The sequence below is a fragment of the Luteolibacter sp. genome (assembly GCF_058122085.1).
Window position 1 is genome coordinate 1 of record NZ_JBIKBQ010000129.1, and the last position, 10,497, is coordinate 10,497.

The following is a 10,497-nucleotide window of genomic DNA, read 5'->3' on the forward strand; positions in this document are numbered from 1 at the left end:
TCGGGATCTTCACCCATATGGCGGCAAGTCCGTTGACGGCATCCCATTGCTCGATTTCGTACGCCAGTGGGGCACCATCGCCCGAACTGAAGCGTATATCCTCGCCATTGGCCTTGGCTTTGCTGAAGTCGAAGGAGTCTTTGTGCAGTCTTACTAACAGCGGAAAATCCTTCTCGGTCGCAGTAGCTGCTAGGTCGGCTCCTTCGTGTGTGGTGAGGATGAACATCGATCCCGAGTGCTGCCAGCCCGGGTATTGCGCAGCCGCCCCCATCGGCCACAGCGCAAGCAATAATACAAAGAGAGACAAGGGTTTGAGGAGATGGTATTTCATGTGTGTATTCTTCAATTGCATATTTTTATTTTTCGCTGGTTAGTCACTTCACCTCGCCGCTTTCGTTGATCCAAATCGTCATCGGTCCCTTCTCACGGTTCGCCCAGGCATACCAGGGGATGGCGGTCAACTTGACCGGCGTCTTGTTTGCGTCGAGGCCTTGAGGGTGGATCACGGTGACTCCACCCAGCAGCGTGGCACGATGTTCGGTTTTCAGTTCTGCAGACGGTGGCAGGCTGAGCTTGAAAAGATCGACGTCCTTGTTATCGACTCCCTCAAGGCAATAAACGATTGGCCCGCGCATCAGGGCCACCTTGCCCTTGTCCGCCTCGACTTTCTCATGGGCGTGGACGCGGCGGACAGGCATCGGCAGGTCGAGCGCCACCTCGTCACCGGCCTTCCATGAACGCGAGAGGTGGACGTATCCGTCCTTCCCGGGCTTTGCCGCCACTGTTTCTCCGTTGATCTTCAGGAAAACAGGGGCTGTTTCCGTGGACGCAAACCGGTATAGATCGCTGGGAACCGGTTTCCCGAGCGCCCATCCCGGAATCCGCACGCAGAGGTCAAATTCGGACGGCTTATCCGGAGCGATCTTCAGCTTGATCCTGCCATCCCACGGGTAGTCCGTTTCCTGACTGATCTTCACCACCCTGCCCTCCCCGATGCCGATGGTGGCTTCGCCGGCTGCGTAGAGGTTGACGAAAATTTTCCCGGCCTTCCGGGCATAGGCCAGGCCGCCGACCTGCGGGGTGAAACGGGAGTGCGAGGTCGGGCAGCAGGCCAGACCGATCCAGTCGGGACGCTCCTCTCCATCCCGTGACTCCAGCGGGTTCTGATAGAAGAAACCTTTACCGGAAAGCGCTAGTCCGGCGATCGCCGAGTTGTAGAGCGTGAGTTCCATGACATCGGCGTATTTGGCGTCGCCGTCCATCAGGTTCATGCGATGCTGCCACAGCACGTTGGCCATGTTGGCGCAGGACTCGCAGTAGGTGATATTCGGCAGCAGGTAGGGGTCGCCGAAGCCTTCGTCGTCGTATTGGGCGGTGCCGACGCCGCCGGTGAGATAGATTTTGCTACGCAACACGTCGTCCCACAGCGTGCGGACGGCCTTGGCGTATTCCGGGGCCTCGCTGAAGCGGGCGAGGTCCGTCATGGCGGCATACATGTAGCCGGCGCGCACGGCGTGCCCGACCGCCTCGGTCTGCTCCAGAGCCGGCTTGTGGTCCTGCATCTTGCCGTCGCGCAGGCTCCATTTCCGCTTCATCCATTCCGGATTGGTCTCGCCGGGCTTCCGTTCCGGATTCCCCCGGGGGATTACCTCGGTGAACCGCTTCCGCTCGGTGCCGTGGACGTGGCCGCGTTCCTCCAAGAAAAACCGGCAGAGGTCGAGGTAACGCTTCTCGCCGGTAGCGCGGTAGAGCTTCACCAGGGCCAGCTCAACCTCCTGATGGCCATCGACGTCATAGCGCTTGTTAGGTCCGAAAATGCCGTCGATGTGATCGGCAAAGCGCTTCGCCGCATCGAGAGCCTTGGTTTTACCGGTGAGCTGGTGATGCGCCACGGCAAACTCGAAGAAGTGGCCGGCGTTATACATCTCATGGTTGAGCCTCAGGTTGGCCCACTTGTTTTGCGACTCCTTGGCGGTGAAATAACTGACCAGATACCCATCCTTCTCCTGCGCGGCGAGGATGCGGTCGAGGATGCCCTCGACGCGCTGGCTCAGAGCCGGGTCGTCGCAGTGGCCGAGCGTGTAGCATGCGCCTTCGAGCGCCTTGTGGATGTCGGAGTCGAAGGCGCTGTGACCGATGATCTCATCATCCTTGGCTCCCTTGGGGTCGTCGGAACCGGGGCCGTGATTTCCGGTGTCGCCCGCCAGCGCCTGGCTGGCCGGGTCGGAGTCCGTCCCGCCCTGTTTCACGGCAGCGCCTTTCAAGACCTTGGCCGCAACGTCGAAGTTGGCAATGTGTTTGCGCTCATCGAGTTTGGCGATCACATGAGGGATGGTCTCCTTGTGATGGACGTCGAGGCGCGGTCCCCAGAAGCCCTCGCGCAGGTTCACATCCTGCCAGCCGACCTCTTCGAGTCCGTGCAAGGGAGGCTTGACCTGCGGCGGCGTGGCGGCCAGCGATCGGTTCACCGACTGCGCGTCCTCAGTGAGATCGGGGACTTGTGAGTAAAGCGGGCTGGTGAGGCCCATCGCGAGTGCGGCCAGCAGGGGGATGATTTTGATCGATGTTTTCATGATGCAGGTTTGGGGCATGATGTCGGACTCGTGTCGCGAAAAGGGTGATGAGAATGACCGTGTGTTTCACGCAAGGATATCCTTGATGACTTTTCCGCCCTCGACCCCGGTGAGTTTGGCGTCGAGACCTTGGAATTTGAAGGTGAATGCCTCGTGCTGGATGCCAAGCTGGTGGAGCATCGTGGCGTGCAAATCGTGGACGGTGGTGACGTTTTCGACGGCGGCATAGCCGAGATCGTCGGTGGAGCCGTAAACCATGCCGCGTTTGATGCCGGCACCTGCGAGCCAGATGGACATGGCTTTGTTATGATGGTCGCGGCCGTTGCCGCCCTGGGACATCGGGGTTCTTCCGAATTCGCCGGCCCAGACGACAAGCGTGTCGTCTAACATGCCTCGCTGTTTCAGATCGGTGATGAGAGCCATGCAGGCGCGATCGACTTCCTGCGCTTTGAATGCGATGCCTTCCTTCACGCCGCCGTGGTGATCCCAGTCCTTGTGATAGAGCTGGATGAAACGTGTGCCACGTTCGGCAAGTCGGCGGGCGAGCAGGCAGTTCGAGGCAAAGGAACCGTCACCAGGTGTGCAGCCGTAGAGTTCGAACGTCTTTGCTCCCTCCTTGGATAGATCCATGAGATCGGGCACGCTGGTCTGCATTTTGAAGGCCAGTTCGTATTGGGCGATGCGGGTGGCAATCTCGGGGTCATACACCAGCGCGTCGCGTTGCTGATTCATCGCGTTGATCGCGGCGATGTCGCCGTGCTGCATGGCAGACGAGATGCCGGGAGGATTGGTTAGATAGAGAACGGGGTCGCCCTTGGCGCGGAGTTGCACGCCCTGATGCTTGGATGGAAGAAACCCGCTGCTCCATTGGCGTGCGGCGATGGGTTGGTTTTGACCACCTTTTCCCAGAGAGGTGAGGACGACGAAGCCCGGCAGGTTTTCCGCGACGCTGCCGAGGCCATAGGTGATCCATGCGCCCATGCTCGGCCTGCCGGCGATCTGCGAACCGGTGTTCATAAACATGTGCGCGGGGTCGTGATTGATCGCGTCCGTGGTCATCGAACGGACGAGGCAGATGTCATCCATGATCGAGCCGATGTGCGGAAAGAGCGAGCAGATTTCGGTCTGGTTCTTGCCATACTTCGCAAAGGGATGCTGCGGGCCGAAGCACATCAGCGGCTGGCCTTGGAGCTGCGCGAGCTGCTGGCCTTTGGTGAAGCTCTCGGGCATCGGCTTGCCGTTCATTTCGCCGAGTTTCGGCTTGGGATCGAAGGTCTCCAAATGCGACGGGCCGCCTGCCATGGAGAGCCAGATAACTCGTTTGGCTTTCTGCGGCAGCGGCAGGTTTTGCAGAACGCCATGAGACGTTGCCGCGTGAAGCGACTGGGGATTCAGCAGCGATCCAAGAGCCGCAGCGCCCAGCCCTTGCGCAGTGCGGGAAAGAAAGGCGCGGCGGGAAATTTCAGAAGGTGTTAGAAAATTCATGATTTAAGAGCGGGTGATGGTTTCGTGAAGATTCAGCAACACACGAGCGACGTGCGTCCATGCGGCGAGTTCGGCTTTGTCCAATGTGGCTGGCGCCGGCAACAGGCCGACTTTGAGAAGCGCCTCGGCTGAAGCGCTATCAGCGCGATAGGCGGCAAGGCGTTCATCGAGCAGCGGCGTGATGGTTTTTAACTCGGCTTCCAAGGGAGCACGTTGCAACACCTGCTGCCACGCCCACTGAAGGCGTGCGGCGGTATCGCCCGGGCATTCGGTTAGAATGCGTGCGGCAAAGGCACGCGAGGCTTCGACATAACTCGGATCGTTCAACAGCGCGAGCGCTTGCTGCGGGATGTTAGATCGATTGCGCTCAGCGGCGCATTCTTCGCGGCTAGGCGCATCGAAGGCGAGCATGCTGGGATGGAGGAAACTGCGCTGCCACCAGACGTAAAGGCCGCGTCGGTACTGGTTCTCGCCTTGATCAGCATCGTAGCCGCGTTGGGGGAAGTTCAGGTTTTCCCAATAGCCGTCGGGTTGATAGGGCTTCACGCTCGGGCCACCGATTTTATAAACGAGCAGGCCAGCCGTGGCCAACGCGTTATCGCGGACGAGTTCGGCATCAAGGCGGAAGGGACTTTGCCGGGCGACATGCCGGTTGAGCGGATCGGCGGCGAGTTGCTCTGGCGTGGCACTGGAAACTTGTTTGTATGTTGAGCTGGTGACGATGGTGCGAACCATGTGCTTCATGTCCCAGCCGGAGTCGATGAACTCGCAGGCGAGCCAGTCGAGCAACGCTTGGTTCGGCGGCGGTTCGCCTTGAGCGCCGAGGTCGTCGAGCACCTTGCTGAGGCCGATTCCGAAAAACTGTTTCCACAGACGATTCATCACGGTGCGTGCCGTGAGCGGGTTCTCTTTGGAAACAAGCCACTGGGCGAGGTCGAGGCGGTTCGGGATTTTATCACCGAAGTCGGGGCCGGGCAGATAGTGTGGAAGTGCTGCCTTCACGATCTCGCCCGTCTCGTTCATCCAATCACCTCGCGGAAGGATGCGAACGATGCGATGGTTTGTCTGACTGACGGTGACGAGGCATTTCGGTGCGGATGCCTCGAAGTCTGCTTTTGTTTTTTCCGCCGCCGCGATTTCAGTGCGGAGAGCGGCCGGTTCTGGAGCGATCAGGCGATAGGCATCGGCGAGTTGAGTGATCTGCTCGGGTGTGCGCTGACCCGGCGCGGTTTGAATGATCGCGAAAATCGGCGGCGCGGGGCGATCCTTCGGCAAAGCGGCGGGTGCAGGTGCGGTGGTGAAGTCGATGCGTGGGTTCGTGATTTGGTGATTCGATCCATAAGCGAAGGTGAGGGTGAAGGTCAGATTTTCCGTCTCGCCGTCGAATGGAGCAGCGAGTTCGAGATGGAGAGACTGATCCGAGGCAGCGCCTCCCTGGACAGCCCAGCCGTTGTTTTGGCCTGTGGAAATGCCGTCGATGGCGGTGGCAGCGGCGTAGTTCGGTTGCTCGTAGGTGGCGGTGGCTTTCGCGATGTCCAGCTTCCTGTCGTTGCCAGCGGTGACGGTGATTTCCGTGAGAACGAAATTTCCGTTCGGCGAGAGTACGATGCCTGGTGACTTGTCCTTCACCGCTGTCAGGCGAAAGCCGGTAATGCCTCTCGCGGGCGCTTTTGCTGTTAGTTTGTAGGTATCGGGGACGTCGGTTGGATTGGCGTCGGTCGTCGCCCGGGCGAGTCCATTCGCTTCGGTTTTGATGGAAACGTCACTCCTTGCGGCGGTGGCGCTTGCGAGTGTGACTGCGGTCCACTTGGCTTTGGTGGTTTCAGCGAGGGTGGATTGTTCCCATGCGCTTTGTCCCGCAGCAAGTTCGGGGCTTGGTTTGGCGAAGTCGGCTTTCAGGTCGGTGATCTTTTGTGTCAGCGCGGCGAGGCTTTGTTGCGCCTGCTCGTCAAGGATCATCATGCCCGGCTCACGGGGACCGAGGATGGGTTCCTCGATGTCGGCAAAGAACGCGCCGAGCGTGTAGAAGTCACGCGAGGTGATGGGGTCGAACTTGTGATCGTGGCACTGAGCGCATCCGATTGTCTGGCCCATCCATGCCGCGCTTACAGCGCGGACGCGATCTGTGAGCATCCGCTGCTCATAGTCTTTCGCCTGGGCACCGCCTTCCTCCGTGGAGAGCAGCAGGCGATTGAAGGCGGAGCCGATACGCGTCTCCTGATTCGCATCCGGCATCAAGTCGCCTGCGATCTGTTCGATGGTGAAACGATCAAACCGTTTGTTGTCATTGAAGCTCTTGATGACCCAATCGCGGTAAGGCCAGATGTTGCGCGAATTGTCGCTGTGATAGCCGATGGTGTCGGCAAAGCGTACCACATCAAGCCAGCCAATGGCCATGCGCTCGCCATAGTGCGGGCTTTTGAGCACACGCTCGACGAGCTGCTCGTAGGCATCCGGCGCGGTATCATTGATGAAGGCGGCGACTTCTTCCGGCTTCGGCGGCAAGCCCAGCAGATCCGAGTAAAGGCGGCGGATCAAAGTTCGGCGATCCGCTTCGGGAGAGGGTTTCAAACCAAGCTCAGTGATGCGTTGTTTCACCAAAGCATTCACCGCGTTTTTCCCGGCGGGAATCGCAGCCTTCTGCGGCATGTTATACGACCAGTGCTGCTGATACTCCGCGCCCTGGGCGATCCAACGTTTGAGAATTTCTTTTTGCTGAGCGGTGAGTTTCTTGTGCGAATCGGGCGGCGGCATCAGCTCGTCTTCATCGGTGCTGAAGATCCGTTCGATCAGATCGCTTTCATCCGGCTCGCCCGGCACGAAGGCGTCCTTCTTCAGAGCGGCCTCACGCACATCGAGCCGCAGTTTCGCCTTGCGATGGCCTGGGTCGTTGCCGTGGCAGTAGAAACAGTTGTCCGAGAGGATAGGCCGCACATCACGGTTGAACTCGATCTTCTCAGGCAATGACGGCTCGGCGGCGCAGAGCGGCAGGGATAGAAGCAGAAGTTGGAAAAACTTTGAGGAAATTTTTGAATCCTCCATCCCAATTTTCATACCCAATTCTTCTGTGTGAAATTTCCGGCGCATATGATTAGATGATGAGTTCTTTTTCCACGCCGGAGCTGTCCCCGTGGCGCACGAGTTTGTTGGGATCGAGGCCGATGGTTTTGATCGATGTTTTCATGATACAGGTTCTACAGAAATTGATTAGTTCAAAAGGCTCTTCACTCTTTCATTTTGATTGCGAAAGCAGTCATGCTTTGAATACCGCGATATCAGACCGATCTTTCGAAATCGCGGGCTTTCGGTTGCGTCATCCCCAGCTGGGTGAAAAGAAGGGCGAGGACGTCGGCATTTTCCGCGATGCGTTCGGCGAGGGCGGTGCCCATGCCGTGGCCTGAAGCGGAGCTGAACAACACGAGGATCGGGTTGGCGGAGGCGTTGGCCTGTTGCAGACGGGCGGCCATTTTTCGCGAATTCGCCGGACTAACCCGGCCGTCGTTCTCGCCTGTCAGCAGCAGGACCGCGGGATAGGACGTGCCGTCCCGGACCTGGTGATACGGGGAGTAGGCATGCATCGCCCTGAAATGCGCAGGATCCTCGACGCTGCCGAATTCGGTGACATTGAATGCGCCGTTCGGTTCCAATTCGAAGCGCAGCATGTCATAGATCCCGACATGGGCGACCACCACGCTCGCAAGTTCCGGGTGCTGGGTCATGAATGCACCCATCAGCAAGCCGCCATTGCTCCGTCCCTCCACCGCCAACCTTGCCGGGCAGGTGTAACCCCGCTCGATCAAGTGCCGGGCACAAGCCGCGAAGTCGTCGAAGACATTCTGCTTGCGGGTGAGATTGCCGTTCAGATGCCACTCCGTGCCGTATTCACCGCCGCCACGGAGATTGGCCATGACATAGATCCCGCCGCGATCGAACCACAGCCGCAGCGTGCAGTTGAATTGTGGACGCATGCAGTGACCATAGCCGCCGTAACCCTGAAGGAGCGTGGGATTGTTGCCGTCGAGCGGCGTGCCCTTGCGCTTCAGGATATTGACGGGAACCCGGGTGCCGTCCTTGCTCACCGCGAATTCCCGCAGCACTTCGATGTCGCTCAAATCCACCGGCGAGGTGCTTGCCATGGCGGTCTTGATGGAACATCCCCTGCCATCGTCAGCCGCCGGATCATAGAGGAACCATGCGTCCGGTTCGGTATAGCGGGTGAGACGGTAGAGCACGCGATCATCGGCGGCGTGATCCGCCAGTGCCATGAGATCCATCACGCCACAAGCGGCGGGGATCGGCAGATCGCTGGGATTTCCGCCCATGAGATCGAAGCGGCGGACCCGTGACGGCCCACCCAACACTTCTGATAGATAGAGATGGGAAGCCGTGACAACCAATCGCTCGATCACCGCATCGCCCTCCGGCACCAGGACCGGTGCATCGGCCAATGCCATGCTGCCATCGGTCGGCAGGCGCAGAATCTTCCCGCGCGGCGCGCCCTGCACCGAGCGCAGGTAAAGCGCCGTGCCATCGTTGCTGAAGGAAACCTCCTTGACCGAGTCTTCAAAACCGGTGACCTGCCGCCACGCGCAAGGATCGGCCTGCTTCGTATCCAACAGCCAGTGGGCATGCTCCCCGCCATCGCCGTTGGCCACGCTGGCGAGTAGCCAGCGACCGTCCGGAGAGGTGCCCAAAACGGTGCTGGCGATCCGCGGAAAGTCGCGCCCAACCGCATATTCGTCGCTCGCATCCGGCGTGCCCAGGCGATGGAGGTAAATCTGTTGATAGAGCCTGAGATCCGCGGATGGACGATCTTCAGGGTGCGGGTAGCGGGTGTAAAAGATTCCCGAGCCATCCGCCTCCCAGGCCGCGCAGCCGCCCCCGGTTGGATACTGGACCCGTGGAATGCGGTCGGGCAGGGCCAGCCCGGTTTCCGTGTGATAGAAATGCAGCGTGCCCTCCTCGCTGCCGTATTCGGACAGGCAGACCGCCACCAATTTTCCGTCGGGGGATGGGACAAACCAATCGATGGCCACATGGCCTTTGGGCTCCAGTTCATTGGGATCGAGCAATATCCTTTCCGAGACCGGATCATCGGCTGATGCCAATGCCAGGGTGACCAGCAGGCGCTGTTGTTTCGGCGGTTGGAACTTGAAGGCAAAAAGACCGCCTGGTCGCGCGACGAGTCCGCTGTAGGAAGGCGTGACCTCGGTGAACAGGGCGGTCAATTGGGCAAGGACGCCGTCCCGGCTCTCGATCTTATCGAGATGATTCCGGGTGCGGAGGTTCTGGGCGTCCGTCCACGACCTCACGGCGGGGGCATTGCCGTCCTCCAGCCAACGGTATTCATCCATCACCTCGACACCATGATAGGTGTCGCGGACTGGATGGTCGGGGGGCGATTGATGCGGAGCGGTGGCTGGGAATGTGGATGGCGTGGACATGACTGGAATTCGATGAACGGGTCTGGTAGGCTGTCTGGAAGGGCGCTATGGCAAGAGCCAGGATTGTCTGATGATTTGTGGTGGCGGGTTGTTGGCATTGAGCTTCACGGCCGCGCCAATCTCAGGTTGGTATCCACAATGGTGGTAATGGTCGGTTGGAGGGAACCCGGCGTCGCGTGAATGATGAAAATCCGCCGGTAGGCGTCGAGAAACTGCAATTGACGCTGGCTGAAGGCGACCGACGATCCACTTTGCTGGAAACTGAAATCCGTCTGCGCCATGTTGAATTCATCGGCCTTCTTAACGGGAGGCACGCGGGTGATGCCACACGGCGGGAGGGTGAGTTTGTGTTCGCCCGCTTCGAGAGTCGTCTCCATGGCGACCAGTGAGAGCACCCGCGACTCGCCCTTGGGAAAGGCCTTCGCGGAATCGTCGATCAGCTCCATCCGATAGGCGGGGCTTGAGCCGGCGGGTTCCGGCACCACCACGACTATCGCCTGCTGGATGCCAGATGGCAGCTTGACGGATGCTGCCAGACTCGCTTTGGGGTCTTTCGGATCGACGTTGGCTTTATCGAAGAGCACCAGGAACCCCTTGGAAGGCAGCGTGAACAGCGGAGTAGTTAGATCCTGCGGCCGGAAATTCAGTTTGACCACGTCACCATTCTTGTCGGGATAAAACAAGTCGCCGGCGGTGTGTGCCGGATCGAACAAGACCGCGCGGATCTGGAGCGTAGCCTGCGCCTTGGCAGGTTTGGCGTGGACCGTTGCGGGTAGCCACAGGACAGCTAGAACACACACGCAATGTTTGAGGATCATGGTAGTCGGATTTGATAGGAACTCAAAGTCACCCCCCGGCGGCTGGTTTCAGTGTTAGAGTTGGCATGATATCCACAATGGTGGTGATCGTCGGCTGGAGGGCGCCGGGAGTGGCATGGATGATGAAAATCCGCCGGCAAACGTCGAGGAACTGCAATTGGCGCTCGGTGAAAGGCA

Annotated in this window: 6 protein-coding genes; all 6 read right to left on the reverse strand. The window is 59.5% G+C overall.

Going from position 1 to position 10,497, the window contains the following annotated elements; all coding sequences use genetic code 11:
- A partial coding sequence (locus tag AC4DF4_RS16190) for a DUF2341 domain-containing protein (protein WP_490049148.1) occupies nt 1-331 on the reverse strand: 331 nt, incomplete at its 3' end.
- Between the two features lie 43 nt (nt 332-374).
- Entirely contained in the window at nt 375-2,573 is a 2,199-nt protein-coding gene (locus AC4DF4_RS16195; RefSeq protein ID WP_490049149.1) for a glycoside hydrolase family 127 protein, read from the reverse strand.
- Nucleotides 2,574-2,639: 66 nt separating this feature from the next.
- Nucleotides 2,640-4,058: a DUF1501 domain-containing protein gene (locus AC4DF4_RS16200; RefSeq protein ID WP_490049150.1), complete on the reverse strand. Its 1,419-nt coding sequence runs from the start codon at nt 4,056-4,058 to the stop codon at nt 2,640-2,642.
- A gap of 3 nt (nt 4,059-4,061) precedes the next feature.
- A complete protein-coding gene (locus tag AC4DF4_RS16205; RefSeq protein ID WP_490049151.1) occupies nt 4,062-7,112 on the reverse strand; it encodes a PSD1 and planctomycete cytochrome C domain-containing protein in 3,051 nt (1,016 codons plus the stop codon).
- A 221-nt stretch (nt 7,113-7,333) separates the two neighbouring features.
- The gene (locus tag AC4DF4_RS16210) at nt 7,334-9,502 is read right to left on the reverse strand and encodes a prolyl oligopeptidase family serine peptidase (protein WP_490049152.1); all 2,169 of its coding nucleotides are present in this window, start codon (nt 9,500-9,502) and stop codon (nt 7,334-7,336) included.
- A gap of 104 nt (nt 9,503-9,606) precedes the next feature.
- Nucleotides 9,607-10,320 (reverse strand): hypothetical protein, encoded by a 714-nt coding sequence (locus AC4DF4_RS16215; protein WP_490049153.1) that lies wholly within the window; start codon nt 10,318-10,320, stop codon nt 9,607-9,609.
- Between the last annotated feature and the right edge of the window lie 177 nt (nt 10,321-10,497).